Source organism: Vibrio sp. YT-16 (assembly GCF_033337405.1).
Classification (GTDB): Bacteria; Pseudomonadota; Gammaproteobacteria; order Enterobacterales; family Vibrionaceae; genus Vibrio; species Vibrio alginolyticus.
Genome location: NZ_JAWOQQ010000003.1, coordinates 401,761 through 422,375, shown reverse-complemented (window position 1 = coordinate 422,375; position 20,615 = coordinate 401,761). Strand labels below are relative to the sequence as shown.

Genomic DNA, 20,615 nt, shown 5'->3' with positions numbered 1-20,615 from the left:
GTCTACTAAGTTAGGTGTAATTTCTCTATCACTTCAGAGCACCCCATCCGATCACCTAGCTGTGCGTGAAGCATTTTGATGGACGCTACTTGTTTAGCAGCTAGTGCTTTATTGGAGAAAAGGTAGATAAACGAACCATTTTCAATGACCTCGTGATCTAGTAGACCAGAAACATCATCAACCTTATCGATCAAAGTCGTGTGATACCCTTGTTCACAAAGCTTCGCTGCTTGAATCCAACTCTCAGATTCTCTGTTTTGTTCAAAGCTAATGAGCAGACACTTTCCTTTGGAAGCGGCTTTGTTTTCAGAATCGATAACAAGGGCAAGTCGAGTGATTAAACAAGTCTGAAATAACCCCACCTGCAAGGATCGCAACGATCCTTTTACCATATCTAGCGCATCAAATACTGGGCTAATAAACTGATCAATAACGAGTTTTAGTGGGTACTCTTTAAGAACAGAGGCAAGTAAACTCTCTGCTTTTCCTCGATTCAGGGTAGACAGCGCAAGCAGCATGTTTTCAACTTCTTCGAGTGTGCGAACCTCGTTTTTGACTTCGACATCGGCGCTTTTTCCTAGCAACCCCTTAACTTTACCAATCGAAATCCCCTTCGCGAGCCAACTCTGGACTTCGCGAATCGTATCGAGATCTTGCTGGCGATAGAGTCTGTGTCCTTTTTCAGTTCGCTGAGGCTGGATCAAGTTGTATCTTCGTTGCCAAGCTCTCAGCGTAACTGGTTTTACACCCGTGATTTCTGCGACATCTCGGATCGCGTATAGTTTTTCTTCTGAACTACAAACCATAGCGTAATCTCATCTCCTGCGGATACGGTTCTAAAAACTTCTGTTTTGCTAAATACTCGTCTGGGTAAGTATTTAAGTAATGCTTAATCAACGTAAGTGGTGCTAGCAGAGGCAGCATTCCAATACGGTAGTCGTGAATCACTGTCGCTAACTCTTCTTTTTCTTCTTTAGTTAGTGAGCGTTTGAAGTACCCTTGTAAATGCATCAACACATTTGTGTTATTTTTGCGGCTAGCCCGATTCGTTAACGCCTTCATCAGTCCTAAACGATACTCTTGGTAAAAGTCTTCAATTTCATAATTAGCGACATCGGCAACTAAGCGGCCAAGGGATCGGTATGACTCTGGGTGGTGTGCCATTAACGTCAGTTTGTAGCGCGAATGAAAGTCGATGATTTTGCCACGAGTAGGCTCACCATCCATCGAGTCGTAAAAGTCATTTAGACAAAATACTCGAGTAATAAAATTTTCTTTCAATACAGGGTCGTTAAGTCTGCCATCCTCTTCAACAGGCAACCAAGGCATTTTTTGCATCAATGTTTGTGTATACAAGCCAACACCTTCTTTCGCAGCACTGTTCTTGCTGTAAACCTTGACTCGCTCCATGCCACAAGTTGGTGACTTGGCACAAACGATGTAACCACAAAGCTGCTCGCTTTGAAGTTCATCTACTTTATTGGCCGAGTAAGTGAGCATATTGTCGGTATGATCATTTTCTGGATTTTTGGTTTCAACCAATGCAACACGCTCTTCATTAGAAACAAGACGAATTGTTGGACGGGGTACTGGCATACCTACGCCGACTTCAGGGCATACCGAAATAAAGTCAAAATACGGGCTAAGCTCTTTAGTCACAAAGTTGCTCACCTTATGACCAGAGTCAAAACGCACTCGTTCACCCAAAACACACGAACTGATACCTACTTTGATCGAAGATTCCATGATGACGCATCCCTATACAAAAAGTTTTGTTGTATAACTTATAGCAAGCCTTTCCAGATTGTACAAGAAAATAAGTTGTACAATTTAATCGTTTTACTTCACTCGAAAGTATTTCGATCAACCAGCTGTCAGAAAAAAGTTTGGCCCAAAAACAAAGAATTTGTGCGCGCAATCGACAAACTGCTCAAAAGCAAATCGATTGCTCTTTTGATTTCAACAGATTTGGTTATCAATGGTAGTTGCAGTTTCTAAATGCGTGGTTTTTGTGACTAAGCTCTCAAGGGGCCACTGTACGTCCCGATATTATTGCCTCAACGAAAACGAACAAGTTCAACAGAATTGGTAATAGCGTTCTATAATAGAGGCGTTTTATCAAAACAAAACTTTGGAGAGCACTTATGGCAACCCCACACATTAACGCACAACCAGGTGATTTCGCTGAAACAGTTCTAATGCCAGGCGACCCGTTGCGCGCTAAATACATCGCTGAAACGTTCCTAGAAGATGTGAAACAAGTTTGTGACGTTCGCAACATGTTCGGCTTTACTGGCACTTACAAAGGCAAAAAAGTTTCTGTAATGGGCCACGGCATGGGTATCCCGTCTTGCTGTATCTACGTACACGAGCTAATCGCTGAATACGGCGTGAAAAACGTTATCCGTGTGGGTAGCTGTGGTGCAGTACGTGACGACGTGAAACTAATGGACGTTGTTATCGGTATGGGTGCTTCTACAGACTCTAAAGTTAACCGTATCCGTTTCAACAACCACGATTTCGCAGCAATCGCTGATTACGGTCTTCTAGAAGAAGCAGTTAACCAAGCGCGCGCTCAGGAAGTGCCTGTAAAAGTAGGTAACGTATTCTCTGCTGACCTGTTCTACACACCAGAAGCAGACATCTTCGAGAAGATGGAAAAACTAGGCATCCTAGGTGTAGACATGGAAGCGGCTGGTATCTACGGCGTAGCAGCTGACCTAGGCGCGAAAGCACTGACTATCCTGACAGTTTCTGACCACATCATCCGTGGTGAAAAACTAAGCTCAGAAGAGCGTCAGAAGTCGTTCAACGACATGATGAAAGTTGCACTAGAAACTGCAATCAACATCTAAGAACAAATAGTAAGTAATAATTTGCAGCCAGAGTTATGCTGGCTGCCCGAATTATCCCGAGGGGGCGATTGTGTCTAACGGCGAACTGCCAAAAGACGCAGATGGGTTACAACTCAACTTTTGTAAAACATTGGCGTGTGACAACTTTGGATTGAGTGATGCAAAGCGTTACGTTCTGCAACATGCGAACCCTAAGCGTCCGGCGATGGTATGCCGTGAATGTGGAGCTTTCCCCCCCTTACTTAATAATCGCGATGTCGTGAACGAACTTCATCGCCTGCGGCACGTCCACAGTGACGGGTTGCCTGCTTGCCGTAATGATGATTGCGACAACTTTGGACTTTCTGTCCACACTCACAAACACCTCTATCACGCTTTCGGTTACAGTGGCGATCGCCAACGTTACCGCTGTAAAGTGTGTCAAAGTACCTTTGTCGACAAGTGGTCTGGTGCCAACAAGAAGCTTCAATTTCAAGAGAACTTGATGGGTTTATTGTTTACGGGATATTCCGTACGAGAAATCTGCCGCAAGCTTAGTATTAACCCAAAAACCTTTTACGATCATGTTGACCATATAGCTAGCCGCTGCCGCCGCAAGCTGGCAACCATTGATGCGCGCTGGGTAAACCACGCAACGCATTATGAATTGGCCTCAAACTATATTGCATTGCAACCGAACAGCAATAATGGTGTGTATTGGATTGTTTCTGGCGAAGCGCATTCTGGCTATATTCTTTGCCAGCACGTCAATTATTCCGCTGATGAAGAGCCAATCGCAACGCTCGATCATAATCCTTACGATGAGGTGTCTCGTTTTGTTTCCCAGGAGTACGTAGCGGAAGCAAGTGAGCCGCTTGCGGAACCTTCTCATCACCTCAGAGAGCGAATTGACCAAAAATACCAAACAATTTTGGCTCGCGGTAACGTAGAAGACCCTCTTGGTAATCTATCTGTATTTCATTACCCTTCAAAAGGGGCATTAGTCCGTCCGCCATACACCTCGTATGCACACTATTTGCACGTACTTGATATGTGCTGCCCAAACAAACGTGTATCTCTATACATGCCTCAAGATCCCCTACTACGTTCAGCTGCACTGAGCGTTTGTTTACCTCGTATTAAAGAGAAAAGTGTCGACTTGATGTACGTAGAAGAGGACGCTAGTTGGGACATGAGCACTCCCTTTGGCAAAGTCGATATCGCCTATATGAGTTGGTGGCGCGATCGTTGGGCAATCTCTAGTCAAAACGAAAACCACAAAGGCATTTGCTACCTCGCTGGCGATCAAAATGAGCCTGAAAAATGGTTTAACGTTGCGACAACTCGTCATGTGAAGTTTTATCAAAACCGCTTTCAGATTCTTTTCGAAAGCTTCATTAACGAGCCACGTCGCAAATTACGACCTGCTGGTATTTTACCTCTTTTAGATATATTCAGAGCTTGGCATAATTTGTGCTATCAGGATAAACAAGGTCTTACCGCTGCACAAAGGTTAGAAGTCTCTGATGCACCTTTGACAATCAAACAGCTCCTATCGTAGCTATTCTATTGGTAATTTAGATGTAGTAATTAGGGGTTGTAACGGTATACATTACGGCCCCTGATCGTTTACCAAAACGTTATCCGCATCGCTTTGGTAAAGAAACATGCATCTAACCACTTAATATTAGGTGTGATTTCCAGTTCGATAGTCATGGATGTGAACGTTGGATAAAAACCAAATTCAGCTAGAAGATGATCTCACTAAGCTTAAAGGCCAAATAAAATCGGCCCCTAAACATACCTTTAATATTGCGCAGCAATATCGTATCCGCGCGGAACAAATTTTATTTGTGGACGGAGAGATCAAAGCCTTACTCATCATGGCGCAATGCTGTTGGTGCCTAATGGATTACCGACAAGGCTTAAAACTCGTCAAAGACGCTTACAGCAAACAAACACAGCTTGAAACCGACGATCATCTCCCGGAAATTCTCCATCTTTTTGCACTCCAATATTGGGGCCAAGCAAAGTATTATTCCGCGCAACAATATTGGATTAATGCGCTCGAACAATCTGCTCTTGTTGATGATGTTGAAATTCAAATCGAATCTCTAATTGGGCTTGGTAATGTATGGCGCATCACTAATGAACACCAACTTGCCGCTTCAACTCATGAGTTAGCCGTTAAAGTGGCAAACAATGTTCGTATTGCTTGGTTAGAAGGCAAAGCGCGCATCCTATTAGCTTGGGACTATTACTTACTAAATAAGTTTGTCGAGATGCTTACGGTACTGGATGGAGCAACCGAAGTATTAAAAGATCATGGTGACAGTACGTGGCAAGCCGAGATCTGGGACTTTAAAGGGTTAGCACTGCTTGGACTAGAACGCCTTGATGCGGCCGAAGAAGCCACCCAAAAAGCCCACCAGCTCGCCATTGAGCATGATCTCGTTTGGATGAAAGCACACTCTTTTATTAGCCGAGCAAGACTTGAGCTTTTGCGCCAAAATACAGACAGCGCTGCCAAGTTGCTACTTGCAGCAGAAGAGTCTGCACTCAGTTTCGACCACGGTGAGCTACTCAGCCAAATTTGCTTCCAACAATCACGAGTCGCTGAAGAACAAGGAGACTTTGAGTCTGCGTTTAACGCGTTCAAGAAATACCGTACGCACGCACTCAAAATGCTCAAAGAACAAACTCACCGAATCAGCATGGATAAAGCAAGAGGCTCTAAACGCCAACTAGAGCAGCGAGCACGTAAGCTGATCAATCATATTCGCTCTCAACACGAATACGACCCTGAAAAACAGTTCTCTAATGTCGTTTCTGAGACCTACTGGTGGGAACAGTTAGTTTTGTTTAAAACGGAGCTCAAACGCTCTAACCACGCCATCATTATGATTCAGCATTCAAACCCCGAAGTTCTCGATGTTTGTACCGAGCTCGTTCATGCATTGACAACCTCCAGCGACCTCATCTCGAGAATTTCCAGTAACAGGCTAGCAATGTTAATTGCAGAAAAAGGTCAAGCAGCAGAAGAGGTCTACCGCACTGTCCAAGCGATGTTAGACATCTATCCATGGAAGCGACGCGGAATCAAAGGCCCTAAACCGATACTGTATTTGCAAGATATCCTGACCTTCCCATTCACGTTAGAACAGCTCGAAGAAAGTTATATTGAGGTAATGAAGAATGGAACAACTGCTTAGCAAGGTGACTGACGCAGGTATCGATCCTTCTTCCGTTTCAGGTGAAGAAGCGATTACGCTATGGGAACACATAGGGTTACATATTGCGTCAACAAACCGAGAGAAAGCGCATTGCTATATCATTAGCGCCGAGTATCGAAGAGAGATCAAACAGCTCAACGACAGCATTAGTGAATTGAAACAAGCGCTTGAGTTGCTTGTTTTACCAGAGGATGTAGAAGATATTCTTTCTGTGAAAGCAAGCTTGAGTGAGCGTTTAGTTGAAGTAGGTGACTACAATGCGGCATTAACCGAGTATGTTGCTTCAACCAATATCGCCGTCGAGTACGGCTATATTGATGAGTACGTATTGGCCATTATTGGAATGGGTAATTTGTGCGATGCCTATGGGGATCACCAACGTGCATTACGTTATTATCAAAAAATAGATGCTATCGATCACGCTATTGGCAGTCGATCCCTACGCCTTCGTTACAAGCTGTACATGCTTGCCTGTTATATCAGCTTGAACCGTACCGCAGACGCCAAAGAGCTATTGAGTGAATGTGAAGAACTGAGCATTCTCGTCAGTGATAAAAACCTCGCCGCACAAATTCACCTCTACCGAGCCAAATTACATCGTCTGCAAGAAGACTACCCCAGTGCGTTGCTGGCTATTTCGAATGTTCAGTATACAACGGGTAGTGCCACGACATACTGGTTATCTACGATGGTCAAAATTGAGACTGCGTATTGTCTAAACGGTGTAGGGCACACCTCTTTAGCTAATTTAACGTTGGACTCCATCAGTAAAAGGATTCAAAAGCAGCTATCTCCTATCGTTACTCAGCATTTTTATAACGCGATGAGTCAAGTTTACGCCTCTCAAGGGTTGTATCAAGAAGCATTAAATTGTGAAAAAAAAGCGCATAGAATCGAATCTGATCTTGTAAAACATATTCCGATCGGTGAGTTAGGGTCTGCTCAACTACGCCGACTTTCACGCTTTGAGTTACAACTCAAACTCATTTTGTCAGAGCTAGAAAACAAAGAACTAAAAGAAACCACCAAGCAGCATAAAAATACTGTTGCTCAGCTACAGCAGGACGTCTTTACCGATCCACTTACGTCTTTACACAACAGACGCTGGTTAGAAGTTAAACTAAAAGATCTACTTCTGCACGATACTGCATTTGCATTGATGGTCATCGATATCGATCACTTCAAATCCATCAATGACGAACTAAGCCATTTGGTGGGCGACAAAGCGATCAAAAGTGTGTCACAGGAACTGGCGTCCTACTTCAGATTTAAAGGCGCATCGTGCGTACGATTTGGTGGTGAAGAGTTCCTCGTGATCCTTGAGAATACCCAACTGGAACGCGCAGAAATGCATGCCGAGAATTATCGTGAACGGATTTATCAATATGGTTGGGACGATATTCTTGGTGAGCGGGGGCTGACCGTATCCATAGGGATTACCTTGCATCGAGAAGGCGAGAATACTCAGCGAACTTTTTATCGTGCAGACAAAGCTCTTTATCGCGCCAAAGCCAATGGCAGAAACCAAGTCTGTACCGAACTTTAAACCATGCCCCGGTTGACACCTGGGGCTTTAGTATACTTTTTACTTATCCTTCCTATATCACTTCACTGCTTGTTTAAATAAGTACTCAGCAACACCTTAACTGCCAATAAACATCAGTGGATACTTACATCGCATAAACATAATTCCTACATAAAAACCGCTTGATTCATCTGTAGTTAAGACAAATACTTAAATTGTTAATTTACGTAGATTTTCCATTTCGCAATACGCACAGGTAGGTAAGATGTTTCTAGACTATTTTGCACTTGGGTTACTCATCTTCGTTGCTTTAGTGATCTTTTACGGAATCATTGTCATCCATGATATTCCATATGAAATCGCCAAAGAGAGAGAGCACCCGCACCAAGACGCAATTCACTACGCTGGCTGGGTCAGCCTTTTCACTTTGCATGCGATGTGGCCATTTTTATGGATCTGGGCAACATTATGGCGCAAGGAACGCGGCTGGGGTTTTAAACAACTAGAACAAGAAACACACGACATTCATCACCGCCTTGAAGAACTCATCGATGAAGTCAACGAACTCAAAAACGAAGTATCGATGTTGAAACAACAAAAGATTCAGCAAAAGCCTTTGCCTGAACAAAGTAAAGAGGACGAATAATGGACTTATTGCTGATTCTGACTTACGCAGCTCTTTGTATTGCCATTTTTAAAATTTTCAATATTCCTCTAAACAAATGGACCGTTCCAACCGCCGTACTTGGCGGCGTAGTGTTAGTGGGCACACTCGTGCTGCTTATGAACTACAACCACCCATTTACTCAATTGGGTAACCAAGTGTTCCCGACTACGCCTATCGTCTCTGGCGTGCGTGGCCGCGTGGTGGAAGTGCCAGTCCAGGCCAACCAACCGCTCAAAACGGGCGATATTCTTTTCAAAATCGATCCTGTGCCTTTTGAAGCAGAAGTTGCTCGCCTGGAAGCGAAAGTCAAAGAAGCAAGCCAAGGTGCGTTGGGCTTAGAGTCTGATCTAAGAGAGGCAGAAGCTGCTGTATTGAAAGCGCAAGCGGACAGAGATAAAGCACAAAGGGAATTTAGCCGATATCAAAGGGGCTTTGATCGTGGCGCGTTTACTGAACAAGATTTGGATACTCGACGCCAAGCGTATAAAGCGGCAGAAGCCATGTTAGACGTTGCGATTTTGCAACAAGAACAAGCGCAAATCGCTCTGGACTCTGAAATCGGAGGCGAAAATACCCAAGTCGCGCAACTTCTTGCCGAGCTGCGTAAAGCAGAGTTTAACCTAGAGCAAACCGTCGTTCGTGCGCCAACCGATGGTTACGTTACGCAATTGGCTTTACGTCCTGGAGTGATGGCTGTGCCGTTGCCACTTGCCCCGGCAATGACCTTCGTACATACCGAAGACATTACGTACACCGCGGCATTCAGACAGAACTCATTACAACGCTTGAAGCCAGGCTTTGAAGCAGAATTTATGTTCCGCGCAATTCCGGGCAAAGTGTTCCGTGGCGAAGTCATTGACGTGATTCCAGCCATTGGTGAAAGCCAAATTCAAGCGCGAGGCGCTCTGCTTGGGACTGATGCCTTGCGCACGAGCGGACGTGTTTTTGCGAAGCTGAAAATTACCGACGACTTGAGTGGATACCACCTACCAATGGGTACTGCGGTTGAAGTTGCAGTTTATTCAGACAGCTTTACTCACGTATCAGTGATGCGCAAAGTGCTTATTCGTATGAAGAGCTGGCAGAACTATTTATACCTCGACCATTAATGAACATATAGCGCATTCATTTATTGGTAAAAATAACATCAAACCGTGTAATCAGGGGCTGACGATCAGCCCCTGATGCATTCTAGCCATCCAGATAGATAGCATTCCCACTTTTATTAATATTCTGTATAATGCGCGCCTTATTTTTAATGCTTGCTAAAACCAAAGCCAGTCAAAGGGATGCGTGAATCAAATCACACATTTCCTGAAGAAAAATAGAGCAAACAATAAGCAGCTTGGTTGTTTTGAATATATGTTACACAATCAAATAACTAACGCTTTCCAACAATATAAATGAACGTTCTTTAAAATCGACTATTGAACTGAGGTTATCTATGAATCTTTCCGCTAAAACTGTTGTGGTTATTGCAATCGGTGCTGCTCTTTACGGTATCGGCGGCTTACCTATGTTTGGCATCCCTGTGTTTGCAAACACAACGCTAAAACCAGCAATGGCAGTATTAGCATTGTTCTCAGTACTATTTGGACCACTTGTTGGCTTCTTGGTTGGTTTTATTGGTCACTGGGTTACTGACCTATTTGCAGGTTGGGGCGTATGGCTCACTTGGGTACTTGGTTCAGGTATTGTTGGTTTGATTATCGGTCTATTCCCTTCTCTAACGCGCTACCGTTTGGAGAAAGGTGATTTCAATATGAAAGACTTCGCGTTATTCGTAGTACTTGCGCTATTAGGCAACGTATTTGGTTACGGTTGCTCTGCATTCCTCGACACGATTTTATACGCAGAACCGTTCACTAAAGTGTTTACCCAGCTTTCTATTATCGCGATCGGTAACACCATTCTTATTGCTATTGTTGGCTTCTTCATTCTTAAGTCTGTCGCTAAACGTAACAAGCAAAGCCGTAACTTAACAGAGGCTTAATGTCGAATGACAATCGAATTTTCTAACTTCTCTTTTAGATATGAGTCGCTGGACAAACCGACGCTAAAAAATATCAATCTAAGGATAGAGAAAGGAGAGAAAATCGTCATTATCGGTCCAAGTGGTAGTGGTAAATCTACCCTTGGGCAATGTCTTAACGGACTGATCCCACACGCAATCAAAGGGGAAACCAGTGGAACATTGACCATCAATGGTCAAGACACCGCCCCTTTCGACATGCACCAATACACTGAGCAAGTTGGCACCGTACTGCAAGATACGGACAGCCAATTTGTCGGTTTGAGCATTGGCGAAGACATTGCATTTGCGCTGGAGAACCAGCTAACTTCAAATATCGACATGTACCCATTGGTCAAAGCCACGGCCAAAATGGTCGACTTGGAACAGATGCTAGAACGCTCACCCCACGATTTATCTGGCGGGCAGAAACAGCGTGTTTCTTTGGCGGGCATTCTCGTCGATGATGTCGATATCCTTTTGTTTGATGAACCACTAGCTGCGCTTGACCCTAAAACGGGTAAAAAAACCATCGAGATCATCGATGATCTACACCGCGAAACGGGCAAAACCATCGTAATCATTGAGCATCGTCTTGAAGACGTTCTGCATTGCTCAGTTGACCGTATTATCTTGATGGAAAGCGGCAAAATCATTGCCGATACAACGCCAGATGAAATTTTAGCGTCGCCTTTGCTAGAAGATTACGGCATCCGCGAACCGCTTTATATTTCAGCACTGAAAGAAGCAGGCTGCGCGATTGAGGGCGATGCAAAACCTTCTAGCTTAACTACCTTACCGTTGGAGCAATATAAACCGGCAGTACAAGCATGGTTTGATGGTTCAACAGCACAACCGCCCAAAACGCCAGCCGAGACTTTGCTTGAAGTCCGTGGCCTCACCTATTCTTACGACGGTGAGAAAAACGCGTTAGAAGACGTGAGTTTTGACATCAAGCGTGGCGAGTTTGTCTCTGTACTTGGCAAAAATGGCTCGGGTAAATCGACCATCACCAAACTGATTATGGGCGTTATTGAAGCGGATAGCGGCTCAATGAGTATGAATGGTCAAGATCTTAACGAACTGACCATCTTCGAGCGCAGCCAGAAAGTGGGCGTGGTGATGCAAAACCCGAATCACATGATTTCCCATCACATGATTTTCGACGAAGTGGCCTTCGGCCTCCGTAATCGTGGCGTTGAAGAGAAACAAATCGAAGCTAAAGTACTTGAAGTCCTTGAGCTGTGCGGTTTGAGCAAATACCGCCACTGGCCAATCGAAGCATTGAGCTACGGCCAGAAAAAGCGCGTAACCATTGCGTCAATTTTGGTATTGGAACCAGAGCTTCTGATCCTTGATGAACCGACGGCAGGTCAGGACTATCGAAACTACACGTCTATGCTGAGTTTCATCGAAAAGCTCAATCGCGAGTTGGGCGTAACCGTGATGATCATCTCTCATGACATGCATTTAGTGCTGGAATACACCACGCGCTCTATCGTGATTGCAGACAGTAAATTAGTCGCGGATGCACCAATGACGCAGGTATTCAGCAGTCCAGAGCTACTAGACCAAGCAAACCTCACCACAACAAGTCTGTTTGAGTTGGCTACGAAAGTTGGCATCGAAGACACCAATGGCTTTATGCAGCACTTTATCAATGTAGAAAAAGCGCACCGCCAACAAAAAAGCGACGACGTAAACCAACTAGAGAAAGCGGTGGCATGAAAGACAATAAGATGAAGTTTGGTATCAACTACATCGATACCCAATCACCACTTCATAAGTTGAATGGCATTACTAAGTTCTTGCTTTTCATTGCTTGGGTAACGGTGGTGTTGACCACATTTGACTTGCGAATCATCGCACTGTTGATCGTGCTTGGTTTAGGCTTACTGAAAATGACCAAAGTGCCCTTTCATGTCTACAAACCGCTGTTATTCGGTACAGGCACGGTATTACTGATCAATGCCCTGTTTATGTTCGCGTTAGCACCGCAACAAGGTACTGAATTCATGGGCTCATCAACGGTTTTACTCTCGTTACCCGGTAATTACTCGCTCACTCAAGAGACGTTGTTTTACCTAGTAACAGTGACGTTGAAATACTTCAGCATGTTTCCAATCGCGTTGGTGTTTGTATTTACCACTCACCCGACGGAGTTTTCAGCCAGCTTGAACCGCTTGGGTGTACCTTACAAAATCGCCTATGCCGTAAGCTTAACGCTGCGCTACTTGCCGGAAGTGAAAAAGGACTTTGTTAACATCATGCACGCGCAACAAGCACGCGGAGTAGAACTGAGCAAGAAGGCTCCGTTGTTCAATCGTATGAAGAACGTCGCGAAGATTCTTGGACCTCTGATTTTCTCTAGTTTAGACAGAGCCGATCAAATCTCAAACGCGATGACGCTACGTGGTTTTGGCCGCCACTCCTCTCGCACTTGGTACAGCTTAAAACCACTGACCAAAGCCGATATGATCTGCATGGCTGGGATTGCGGTGATAGTGATTGCTGCGATCAGCAAGCGTGTGATGGACACACAACTGTTCTGGTATCCGTTTTAAATTCTGAAGCTTCAAACTGAACATAACGTGGTTAGTGTTGTGACCACGTTATCTTCCGTCTTTCCCCTCGATAACTCGCCTGTTGGCTTCTTGCTTGCAAGTATTCAAAAGAAGCGGTAATTTCAGCGGCTCGCTGATGTGCCAGAAAGTTGCTTATTCAAACGACCAACATGAACTAAACTCATCAGTTTTATCAGGGGCTTAATGATCAACTGCGCACTGCCTACAATGAAAAGCCAAGTACCACTTTCAATCAACGAATCATTCAAAAAGAAAAAGCTACCAATTAAAAACCAAATAGCAATGAGTAGGTCGTTTGCAGCACCTAACGCCTCATAGCGGCGCTGAATAACGATGTGACGGCTTCCTAGATCTAAATCCAACTCTCTGCCATGTATCTGCACTGTATAGCTCCCCTCTTATTGTTTCGCGTCAGTTATGCCCAAGTTATTTCGAAATACTTAGTTCTAAACCCTAACGGACGTGGCATGCATTGACAACCATTGGAGGGATTATCTATTTGCAATAAAAAGAAAAGGGCGCATAAGCACCCTTTTTAGCGAGTCTAATTACAGGTATTCGCTTTAATGATTAGATAGTGAGTACCAACTTAACTCCACTTCAACAAGCGAGTTTCGTTGCCTTCTTCCGGCTTCGCTGGAATATTGAGTGACAACAGCAAGCTCACTGCTGCCATACCAGCGCCGATGTAAAATACGCTCGCAGGTGAAACAAGCCAGATGACACCAAACGTAACAGGTATTACAACTGCAGCAATATGGTTAATCGTAAACGCAACGCCTGCGGTCGACGCCATATCGGCAGGATCGGCAATTTTCTGGAAGTAGGTTTTAATCGCAAGCGCTAACGCGAAAAATAAATGATCGACAACATACAATGCTGCCGCCCACTCTGCCGTTTGCACCAAACCGTACCCGACGAACACGAAGATCAAACCGACGTATTCAAACATCAACGCTTTGCGCTCACCAACAACGCCGATAAAACGGCCTATTCGCTTCGCAAACAAGAAGTTAAAGACATAGTTAATCAGGAACAACAACGTAATATCTGCGGCGGAGTAACCAAACTTTTCTACCATCAAGAAACCAGCGAACACCGTAAAAATTTGACGGCGTGCTCCACTCATAAACGTAAGCGCATAGTATAACCAGTAACGTTTACGCAGGATGAGCTTCTTGTTCTGAGGCACTTTTGTCTTAAATTGTGGGAAGGCAAATGCCATCACCAAAATGAGCACAAAACCTAAACCACCAGCCATTAAATAGATCGTTTTAAAATCAAGTTTGAGCTGTTCGAGCGAAACCCAAATGGCGCCGTAGGTAAACAGAGAAGCCAAAGCTCCAACAGAAATAAACTTACCCAGCATTTCTGGCGCTTCTTCTTTAGATAGCCATTGTAAAGACAAAGACTGCTTGAGTGTTTCAAAGTAATGGAAGCCGGTGGACATTAACAAGGTTGTAAAAAGTAGACCGTACAAAGTGGGAAAATAACCTGTTAATGCCGTACCAAGCGTAAGCATCGCCAAAGATACGAGCATAAAGCGTTGCTCTCGGATAAACAGCAATACAAACACGGCGGTAAAGGCCAAAAAACCCGGAATTTCGCGCACACTTTGCAATAGGCCTATGTCTGCACCATCAAAGTTTGCTTTCTCGATAACAAAGTTGTTCAACAACGCCATCCAGGTAGAAAAAGCAATGGGCACGATAATGGAAATTAACAGGAGGAAATTTTGCGGCGTTCTCCAGCCGTGCGATGAGGTAGTCATGATGTTTCCTTTAAATATGAAGGCATCATCATAGCTTTAAATGTAACAAATTCGCAATATCATTATTATTTTAAGCCCAGAGCAAGCAGATATGGCTGAGGAATATTGTTATGAAGATAAACATCGCGCTTAACTCCTGGCTAAGCGCGATGTTCAAGTATCAAGAGAAATAAAGCATGAGTAAATGTGCTCAGTGGCTTAATCAATGACTTTTACTGATAGGCGATTTTTAAATTCAAACACATGTTCTGGACATACATCCAAACAACGACCACAGCTAATGCAGTTTTGATCCATAACTCGACGATCTCCCTCTTTCAAAGGCTGCCGAAGCACTTCTGGTTCTGGGCAAACGTAAAAGCAATCCATGCATTTGGTGCAATCTTCGCGCCGAACAGCAGTAACGCGCAACAGGCTTTTTCGGCCTATCACGCCATAGGTAGCCCCCAGTGGACATAAGTGCCCACACCACCCATGCTCAACCAAGAGTAAATCCAACACAAACACTAGGGCGATTAGCACCCAACCTGCGCCCATACCAAACACCAACCCGCGATGAAGTGCCGCAACTGGATCTAACCATGTCCAAAGAATCGCGCCAGATAGCGCACTGCCCAACATCAAAACAGGGATCAGCCAATAACGAATCATGGGAGACCAACGATAGCTCGATTTAATGTTGAACTTTCGACGCAACCACGCCGCCAAGTCTGTCACGATGTTCAACGGGCACACCCAAGCACAAAATGCGCGCGGCGCCAAAATCGCGTAAAACACCACGACAATCACTACGCCTAACAACGCATTAAACTCCGGAACATGCCCTGTCGCCAAAGCTTGAAGCACAATTAACGGGTCACTTAACGGCACGTTATCGAGCAACATACTTGATGACAGATTACCAGTTAGAATTCCCAGCGTCGGCCCAGCCATAAACAGCGCAATGATGGTGAACTGACATAGCCGACGTAAAATCAAAAACCGATGCGCGCGCCACCAACCAAGCTTTTCAAGCGCTTCTTTGCCAGCATTTTGAGCTAAATTCTTTGCCATTACTTACCTCCTTTTAGCGATTCAAGCGCACCTTCCGGTACAGGCGTCTCACTAGGGAGGATATTTTCGAGTGGTTTGTCGATCTCTTTCCAACCAAAATTGTAGTGGCTGCCCACTTTGCCTTTCGCCAAATCCGTCGGGACGACTTTAATAGCAGCGACATCCAACACGCACGCTTGTTCACACTTACCGCATCCGGTACACACTTCGGAATTCACTGTTGGGATAAGTTTGGCGTGATAACCGGTTCGGTCGTTGTGAACCATCTCTAATGTGATGGCTTCATCAATCAGCGGACAAACGCGATAACAAACGTCGCATCGTAACCCTTGCCAGTTAAGGCAAGTTTCATGGTCAATAAGAACCGCTGTACCCATTCGAGCATCATCAATATCGGTTAGTTTCGGATCCAGCGCCCCAATCGGACAAGCGACAACACAAGGAATGTCTTCGCACATTTCGCAGGGAATATCGCGTGCAGTAAAGTAAGGTGAGCCAGTCGCGACGGGTGAAAGTAATGTCGCAAGTTTCAAGGTATCGTAAGGACATGCCTGAACACACAAGCCACATCGAATACAAGCTGATTCGAAATCGCCTTCCGGCAGTGCACCAGGCGGACGAATAGGCACACCTTTGGTTTCTCGAGCTTGGCTTTGTAGCGATTGTAAGCCCAATACACACGCAGCTGCGCCAACACCAGCCGCAGTTCGAGCTGTATCACGTAAAAATCGGCGCCGACTTTGCGATATTTTAGACTGAGAGGATTTCATGCTATTTCCTCAACAAAACTCCCTTATCAAGTTAAGCATAAATAGCCCTAAACGTGTCGTTTCCCTATACCTCATAGGAGGTAACCCCATCCTCTATTGATTCAAGTCAACTGACGCACAGTGCCGTCGTCACAGTTTGACTAAATGCGTTTATTTACTGCGACATGAAATTCACCACGATACTCTGCAGTACGCGCCATTCTCAGTACAATAATTCAACACCTTTGCAATCTACTCGCTCAATTCGATGATAAATCACTACTAAAAATTCAAAAAATGACATCATAACAAGCTAATTTAAAAGGCATTTATCCATTAAACATAAAAAAACACTATCCAAATAAGAAAACTGTGGTTAGATTAAAAATTAAAACTAAAAAGCGAAGGAGAGAGGCATGGAAATTATCGTACGTCCAACGACCGTCGAAGACGCAGCGGCACTCGTAGAAATCTATTCACAACCAAAAGCACAACGTGAAACCCTGCAACTCCCAAAGCCTTCGCTCGCGATGTGGGTGGAAAGATTGTCAAACATACCTGATGGTGTTTATAGCTATGTCGCTGAAATTGATGGTAAAGTCGTCGGAAATATTGGCTTTCACCACTCTCTACGTCCAAGAACGATGCACACGGCATCGTTTGGCATCGGAGTACATGATAGTTTCCACGGACTCGGTATTGGTAGCAAATTGATAGAAACAGTCACTGAACTAGCAGATAACTGGTTAAATGTGAGAAGAATTCAGATAGAGGTCAATGCCGATAACGACGCCGCCATTGGGCTTTATAAAAAGCATGGATTTCAAATTGAGGGTGAAGCGATTGACGGTTCCTTCCGTGATGGTGAATTCATCAATACCTATTACATGGCGCGCATCAGACCAGGCCAAAGATAAAACAAAGCCTCCTACTAATTGGAGGCTTTTCTTTTTAAACTTCGACTCACTTTCGTAAGTAAGCCAACGCTCTGCGAGTCAATGCTTCTGTGTAGGGATTGATCTTCCAGTGGTCGGGACTCCAACCTTTCACAAATCGCTGAAAGTCTGCCCAAGCCACAGCAAACAAAGGACGCCACTCACGCTCGACTTCATTAGGGTCAAGATTCGGTTGATAGACAATTAGCGCGTGTTGCAACTGAGCAAAATACGTATCCAAAACCCAAACTTCCATCTCTGCACAACGTTCTGGCTTAACGGCGCTACTCATAAACAGTGCCACATCTTTCATTGCACACCCACATCCAACGTATTGAAAGTCAACCGCAACAACGCTTGATTCTTCTTCATCAAAACAGAAGTTCGCCAATTTGGCATCACCGTGTACTAGTGTTTTAAACTTAGCTTGCGAAAGCGTTTGATCAATCAATTGAGCCGCATTTTGTAGCTCAGTGTCTTGCAATGCTTCAAGCTCGTCGGGTCTGGTTGCTAAGTGCCAGTATGTTCCGGTATGCCACAACTTATCCGAACGAACATCGATGTATCGCGCATGAAAGTTCGCCAACCAAGTGAGGCAGGCTTGTAGATGCTCTAGCTGTGCATCTGTGATGACTTTTGGAAAGCCCACCTCGGCGAGATCTTCCATCACAATGAGCCATTCATTCTCCGATTGGAACGTTTTTAGACCTTGTGGTACTCGGCAGCGAGTATCCACCCCTCCGGAAAAATACTCATACCAATTCACTTCCACCTGATAAGAGTGCAACTTTCTTTGATGAGAACGGTCCGTATTCCAGCCTCTAGGATGCTCTGAAGGCTTAGGGAGTTTTACATGCTTAATGATCACTGAACCAGTAGAATAAGTAACTCGGACTAACTCCCCATAGCCTCCCCATAGCGATTGTATGACTTCTACAGAGCGGTAATTACCGAGATTGAGTTCCTGGCCAATATTTTGGTAGCGTTGGTGGTTGTTACTCATCATGTGAGCAGATGTGACCACGTTTGGTTCTTCTCCATGTAGTGAATAACATATGGGCAAACTGGTTTGATTTGATAACCGAGTGACTCAATTTCTGGCAACACCGCTTCCATCATCACTTTTCCGTACCCCTTACCTCGCAGTGCTTCAGGAACAACCGTTGATGTAATGTGCATGACATTACCCTTAAGCTGATAAATCACCTTGGCTTTATAACCCTGCTCTAAATCAACCCAGAATGTACTATTCGTGGTCTCATGAGTTACTTTATGCATATCTTGCTCTCTAATTTTTGTTACAGATTGATTGAATCAAACTATATCACTGAATAAAATCGATACCATGCGAGAGTGCTGCTTCGCCTCACGCGATTACCTTCTTACATCAGGTACGACAATTATAATGAGAAATATGAGCCCAATTGCCAGAGACGGCAAGCTACCTCTGCAAAGCAAGAAGGCACCAGAACGTCAGGCAAGTACATTAAATAGCACCGATGCAATGGCAATGGTCGAACACGGCAGTGAAGTGAGCTTAAACGTCACCACCCCCGTTGGTACAAAGTTTATTACAACCAGCACATTTGTTGGCTGTCACTCAAATAATACTGCATTGATAGAGGTTCCGAACATCTCTGATGAAGACTTGAAGTTCTATTTTCAGGAAGGCTTTTGGATCAATGTAAAAGCCTACTCTCATCGAGGTGAAGGGGCCGTTATCCCATTTCGGGCCCAATTGCAGCATCGACTAGGCGATCCGTACCCAATTTTGGTGCTAGACCTACCCAACACTATGCAGGTCTTTCAGCTTCGCAAAGAAGTGCGTTACGAAGTAAATTTGAGAGCGCGTGTTTGTTTAGAAGCCTATCGAACTGAATGCGAAATAAGAGATTTATCTCGTAGTGGCTGTCGTTTTGTAACATCACCGATGAGCCGACCACTTCAGGTTGGTGACCACGTTTCATTGGATCTAACGATGCCCGGAGAAAGTCGTATGCTAGCGCCGTTGCGAGGTCGTATTTGTAATTTACAAAAATCAACGCACTATGCTCGCTACGGAATGGAGTTTGATGAGGCTGGTAAAAACAACGCTAAAAACCTCCTCAGTCACCTCAAATTTGATGGTACTAAGCTCACACTAAAAAGATAGATTTGATAACCCCTATCGCTTATCAAGAAGCTTTGAAGTGCTAGAAAACAAGAAACCCCTTACTTTTCAGTAAGGGGTTTTATTTACTAAGAATAAGGCAGTATCTTAGATAAGAGTCATGACTTAGAAGTCGTAACGTAGACCTAGCGCTAGCTCATCTTTTTCAGCCGCGCCTTCGTTATCCATTAGATCGAAGTTGTATGATGCGTAGCCACGGAAGTTAGGCTTGAAGTAGTAAGTTACATCAACAGCTAGGTTTTCTACAGTATCTGCGTCTTCTAGTTCACCTTTGTTGAACGTAGAAGTGAATACAGTTTGACCCATAGTGTAAGCAGCGGCTAGTTCGTAGCCTTTGTAATCAAAAGTCTTACCTGCAACATCCATATCCGCGCCAGTGTAGTTACCAGCGAAGTAGAAGTCACCTACAGAGTATGCAGCTACCAGCATGAACTCATCGCTGTCGTTTTGATCTGCGTAACCAGCACCTAGTTCAAAACCAGTGTTAGCAAACGCGTAAACACCAGATAGAGAGAAGCCACCTTCCTCGTTGTCTGTAAAGCCTTGTGCATCTGTTGTGCGATCAGCAAAACGGTAGCTAGCACGTACAGCTAGTTGCTCGAATTGGCCTTTGTAAGACAGCATGTTATCTGTACGGTCAGAAACAGGCAGTTTAAGTGCTGCTGTGTTACCGTGGTAAGCCATAATGTCAGTAAAGTCAGTAAGAACCACTAGTGCGCCGTCGTTTTTACCGTAAGTTACTTCACCGTATTTGCCACCCAGACCCGCATAAGCGTAACGAGTTTCAAGATCACTATTGTTATCTACGGCACCTTCTTCTTTTGTTTTGAACTCACCTTCCCAAAAACCAACGCCGTATAGGTTTTCATTGATTTCCTGTTTGCCTAGGAAGTTAAGACGGATGCGAGTACGGTCTTCTGCCTTACCATCCATCATAGAAAGACGCGCTTCAGCGCGGCCGCCCATCTCAAGAGAAGTGCCATCTTGGTTGTATAGTTCTGAAGCGACAACTTGAGATCCTGATGCCATTAGCGCCACTGCTACAGCTAAAGTTTTTAATTTCATTTTTATTTTCCATATCA

20 protein-coding genes are annotated in these 20,615 nt (G+C 44.5%); 11 read left to right on the top strand and 9 right to left on the bottom strand.

The window, feature by feature from the left end; all coding sequences use genetic code 11:
* Positions 1-5: 5 nt before the first annotated feature.
* Together R7F07_RS08005 and R7F07_RS08000 are read right to left on the bottom strand one after the other, a co-directional pair.
* A complete protein-coding gene (locus R7F07_RS08005) occupies positions 6-806 on the bottom strand; it encodes a MerR family transcriptional regulator (protein WP_005375142.1) in 801 nt (266 codons plus the stop codon).
* Positions 796-1,746: a YbgA family protein gene (locus R7F07_RS08000; RefSeq protein WP_017635475.1), complete on the bottom strand. Its 951-nt coding sequence runs from the start codon at positions 1,744-1,746 to the stop codon at positions 796-798. Before R7F07_RS08000 ends, R7F07_RS08005 begins: the two co-directional genes overlap by 11 nt.
* Positions 1,747-2,144: 398 nt before the next feature.
* On the opposite strand from R7F07_RS08000, the gene deoD reads away from it, so the two are divergent.
* From deoD to R7F07_RS07955, 9 genes are all read left to right on the top strand, one after another.
* The gene (gene deoD, locus R7F07_RS07995) at positions 2,145-2,855 is read left to right on the top strand and encodes a purine-nucleoside phosphorylase (RefSeq protein WP_005375140.1); all 711 of its coding nucleotides are present in this window, start codon (positions 2,145-2,147) and stop codon (positions 2,853-2,855) included.
* 70 nt (positions 2,856-2,925) lie between these two features.
* On the top strand, positions 2,926-4,395 hold the full coding sequence (locus R7F07_RS07990) for a hypothetical protein (protein ID WP_005383936.1): 1,470 nt from the start codon (positions 2,926-2,928) through the stop codon (positions 4,393-4,395).
* Between the two features lie 166 nt (positions 4,396-4,561).
* A complete protein-coding gene (locus R7F07_RS07985) occupies positions 4,562-6,046 on the top strand; it encodes a hypothetical protein (RefSeq protein ID WP_171342466.1) in 1,485 nt (494 codons plus the stop codon).
* Positions 6,030-7,613: a GGDEF domain-containing protein gene (locus tag R7F07_RS07980; RefSeq protein WP_005375136.1), complete on the top strand. Its 1,584-nt coding sequence runs from the start codon at positions 6,030-6,032 to the stop codon at positions 7,611-7,613. The genes R7F07_RS07985 and R7F07_RS07980 overlap by 17 nt, the downstream gene beginning before the upstream one ends.
* Before the next feature lie 244 nt (positions 7,614-7,857).
* Positions 7,858-8,238, top strand: coding sequence for a DUF3302 domain-containing protein (locus R7F07_RS07975; protein WP_171342465.1), 381 nt, complete (start codon positions 7,858-7,860; stop codon positions 8,236-8,238).
* Entirely contained in the window at positions 8,238-9,368 is a 1,131-nt protein-coding gene (locus R7F07_RS07970; RefSeq protein ID WP_005375134.1) for an HlyD family secretion protein, read from the top strand. Before R7F07_RS07975 ends, R7F07_RS07970 begins: the two co-directional genes overlap by 1 nt.
* Before the next feature lie 335 nt (positions 9,369-9,703).
* A complete protein-coding gene (locus tag R7F07_RS07965) occupies positions 9,704-10,252 on the top strand; it encodes an ECF-type riboflavin transporter substrate-binding protein (protein WP_005375133.1) in 549 nt (182 codons plus the stop codon).
* Between the two features lie 6 nt (positions 10,253-10,258).
* Positions 10,259-11,998 (top strand): ABC transporter ATP-binding protein, encoded by a 1,740-nt coding sequence (locus R7F07_RS07960; RefSeq protein WP_047104520.1) that lies wholly within the window; start codon positions 10,259-10,261, stop codon positions 11,996-11,998.
* Complete coding sequence (locus R7F07_RS07955) at positions 11,995-12,834, top strand: energy-coupling factor transporter transmembrane component T family protein (protein ID WP_005383942.1); 840 nt, start codon at positions 11,995-11,997, stop codon at positions 12,832-12,834. The genes R7F07_RS07960 and R7F07_RS07955 overlap by 4 nt, the downstream gene beginning before the upstream one ends.
* Before the next feature lie 122 nt (positions 12,835-12,956).
* Here the strand turns inward: R7F07_RS07955 and R7F07_RS07950 are convergent, their stop codons facing one another.
* The 4 genes from R7F07_RS07950 to napG all read right to left on the bottom strand — a co-directional run bounded on the left by R7F07_RS07950 (position 12,957) and on the right by napG (position 16,449).
* Positions 12,957-13,238 carry a YrhK family protein gene (locus R7F07_RS07950; protein ID WP_025768568.1) on the bottom strand — a complete coding sequence of 94 codons (282 nt, stop codon included), beginning with the start codon at positions 13,236-13,238 and terminating at the stop codon, positions 12,957-12,959.
* Between the two features lie 206 nt (positions 13,239-13,444).
* Positions 13,445-14,626 carry an MFS transporter gene (locus tag R7F07_RS07945; protein ID WP_171342464.1) on the bottom strand — a complete coding sequence of 394 codons (1,182 nt, stop codon included), beginning with the start codon at positions 14,624-14,626 and terminating at the stop codon, positions 13,445-13,447.
* 198 nt (positions 14,627-14,824) lie between these two features.
* Positions 14,825-15,679 carry a quinol dehydrogenase ferredoxin subunit NapH gene (gene napH / locus R7F07_RS07940; protein WP_149191634.1) on the bottom strand — a complete coding sequence of 285 codons (855 nt, stop codon included), beginning with the start codon at positions 15,677-15,679 and terminating at the stop codon, positions 14,825-14,827.
* A complete protein-coding gene (gene napG / locus R7F07_RS07935) occupies positions 15,679-16,449 on the bottom strand; it encodes a ferredoxin-type protein NapG (protein WP_171342463.1) in 771 nt (256 codons plus the stop codon). Before napG ends, napH begins: the two co-directional genes overlap by 1 nt.
* 395 nt (positions 16,450-16,844) lie before the next feature.
* On the opposite strand from napG, the gene R7F07_RS07930 reads away from it, so the two are divergent.
* Complete coding sequence (locus tag R7F07_RS07930) at positions 16,845-17,345, top strand: GNAT family N-acetyltransferase (RefSeq protein ID WP_017820512.1); 501 nt, start codon at positions 16,845-16,847, stop codon at positions 17,343-17,345.
* A gap of 46 nt (positions 17,346-17,391) precedes the next feature.
* Here the strand turns inward: R7F07_RS07930 and R7F07_RS07925 are convergent, their stop codons facing one another.
* Positions 17,392-18,369, bottom strand: a complete 978-nt coding sequence (locus R7F07_RS07925) for a phosphotransferase (protein WP_132936476.1) — start codon at positions 18,367-18,369, stop codon at positions 17,392-17,394.
* Complete coding sequence (locus R7F07_RS07920) at positions 18,366-18,641, bottom strand: GNAT family N-acetyltransferase (RefSeq protein WP_005375124.1); 276 nt, start codon at positions 18,639-18,641, stop codon at positions 18,366-18,368. Before R7F07_RS07920 ends, R7F07_RS07925 begins: the two co-directional genes overlap by 4 nt.
* A 127-nt stretch (positions 18,642-18,768) precedes the next feature.
* Here R7F07_RS07920 and R7F07_RS07915 point away from each other — a divergent pair, with 127 nt between their 5' ends.
* Positions 18,769-19,515: a flagellar brake protein gene (locus R7F07_RS07915; RefSeq protein ID WP_050550098.1), complete on the top strand. Its 747-nt coding sequence runs from the start codon at positions 18,769-18,771 to the stop codon at positions 19,513-19,515.
* 123 nt (positions 19,516-19,638) lie between these two features.
* On the opposite strand, the gene R7F07_RS07910 is transcribed toward R7F07_RS07915, so the two are convergent.
* Positions 19,639-20,598 (bottom strand): porin, encoded by a 960-nt coding sequence (locus R7F07_RS07910; protein WP_171342462.1) that lies wholly within the window; start codon positions 20,596-20,598, stop codon positions 19,639-19,641.
* Between the last annotated feature and the right edge of the window lie 17 nt (positions 20,599-20,615).

Coding starts and splice junctions, on each gene's coding strand:
- R7F07_RS07975 (WP_171342465.1), top strand. CDS start 7,858: ATGTTTCTAGACTATTTTGCACTTGGGTTACTCATCTTCGTTGCTTTA.
- napH (WP_149191634.1), bottom strand. CDS start 15,679: ATGGCAAAGAATTTAGCTCAAAATGCTGGCAAAGAAGCGCTTGAAAAG.
- R7F07_RS07980 (WP_005375136.1), top strand. CDS start 6,030: ATGGAACAACTGCTTAGCAAGGTGACTGACGCAGGTATCGATCCTTCT.
- R7F07_RS07955 (WP_005383942.1), top strand. CDS start 11,995: ATGAAAGACAATAAGATGAAGTTTGGTATCAACTACATCGATACCCAA.
- R7F07_RS07920 (WP_005375124.1), bottom strand. CDS start 18,641: ATGCATAAAGTAACTCATGAGACCACGAATAGTACATTCTGGGTTGAT.
- R7F07_RS07945 (WP_171342464.1), bottom strand. CDS start 14,626: ATGACTACCTCATCGCACGGCTGGAGAACGCCGCAAAATTTCCTCCTG.
- R7F07_RS07910 (WP_171342462.1), bottom strand. CDS start 20,598: ATGAAATTAAAAACTTTAGCTGTAGCAGTGGCGCTAATGGCATCAGGA.
- R7F07_RS08000 (WP_017635475.1), bottom strand. CDS start 1,746: ATGGAATCTTCGATCAAAGTAGGTATCAGTTCGTGTGTTTTGGGTGAA.
- R7F07_RS07965 (WP_005375133.1), top strand. CDS start 9,704: ATGAATCTTTCCGCTAAAACTGTTGTGGTTATTGCAATCGGTGCTGCT.
- R7F07_RS07970 (WP_005375134.1), top strand. CDS start 8,238: ATGGACTTATTGCTGATTCTGACTTACGCAGCTCTTTGTATTGCCATT.
- deoD (WP_005375140.1), top strand. CDS start 2,145: ATGGCAACCCCACACATTAACGCACAACCAGGTGATTTCGCTGAAACA.
- R7F07_RS07930 (WP_017820512.1), top strand. CDS start 16,845: ATGGAAATTATCGTACGTCCAACGACCGTCGAAGACGCAGCGGCACTC.
- R7F07_RS07960 (WP_047104520.1), top strand. CDS start 10,259: ATGACAATCGAATTTTCTAACTTCTCTTTTAGATATGAGTCGCTGGAC.
- R7F07_RS08005 (WP_005375142.1), bottom strand. CDS start 806: ATGGTTTGTAGTTCAGAAGAAAAACTATACGCGATCCGAGATGTCGCA.
- R7F07_RS07925 (WP_132936476.1), bottom strand. CDS start 18,369: ATGATGAGTAACAACCACCAACGCTACCAAAATATTGGCCAGGAACTC.
- napG (WP_171342463.1), bottom strand. CDS start 16,449: ATGAAATCCTCTCAGTCTAAAATATCGCAAAGTCGGCGCCGATTTTTA.
- R7F07_RS07915 (WP_050550098.1), top strand. CDS start 18,769: ATGAGAAATATGAGCCCAATTGCCAGAGACGGCAAGCTACCTCTGCAA.